Raw genomic sequence first — 585 nt, 5'->3', positions numbered from 1 at the left:
TATGGCCGGCTGGGGTTCGACACCCTCGGTGACGCCGCGTTCGAGCAACTGGTGCTGGCCCGGCTGGTGGAGCCCACGAGCAAGGCCGATTCGCTGCGGGTCCTGGACGAACTCGGTGTCGAACACGCGTCCCTGCGCACGATGTTCCGCTCGTTGAAGCGCTCTGGTGGCGGTGGGTACCGCGACGTCATCGCGACGTGCTGTTACGCCCACGCCGCGACGCACGGTGATGTGACGTTGTGCCTCTACGACGTGACGACGCTCTATTTCGAGGCTGAGAAGGAGGACGACCTGCGCAAGGTCGGATTCAGCAAGGAACGGCGGGTCGATCCTCAGATCGTGGTCGGCCTACTCGTCGACCGGGCGGGCTTCCCGCTGGAGATCGGCTGCTTCGAGGGCAACAAGGCCGAGACGACCACGATCATCCCCATCGTCAAGGCGTTCCAGGCTCGCCACGGCCTGGCCGACATGGTCGTCGTCGCCGACGCCGGGATGTTGTCCGCAGCGAACCTGCGCGAGCTGGACGACGCGAATCTGCGGTTCATCGTCGGTTCCCGCGTGACCAAGGCCCCCACCGATCTGGAA

1 protein-coding gene is annotated in these 585 nt (G+C 65.6%); it reads left to right on the top strand.

The genetic code is table 11. The annotated features are described in order from the left end of the window. A partial coding sequence (locus KD1_RS16035; protein WP_157073436.1) for an IS1634 family transposase occupies positions 1–585 on the top strand: 585 nt, incomplete at both ends.

This window comes from Kribbia dieselivorans NBRC 106261, from assembly GCF_001552435.1.
Classification (GTDB): domain Bacteria; phylum Actinomycetota; class Actinomycetes; order Actinomycetales; family Dermatophilaceae; genus Kribbia; species Kribbia dieselivorans.
This window is presented reverse-complemented; position numbering and strand designations above follow the sequence as displayed.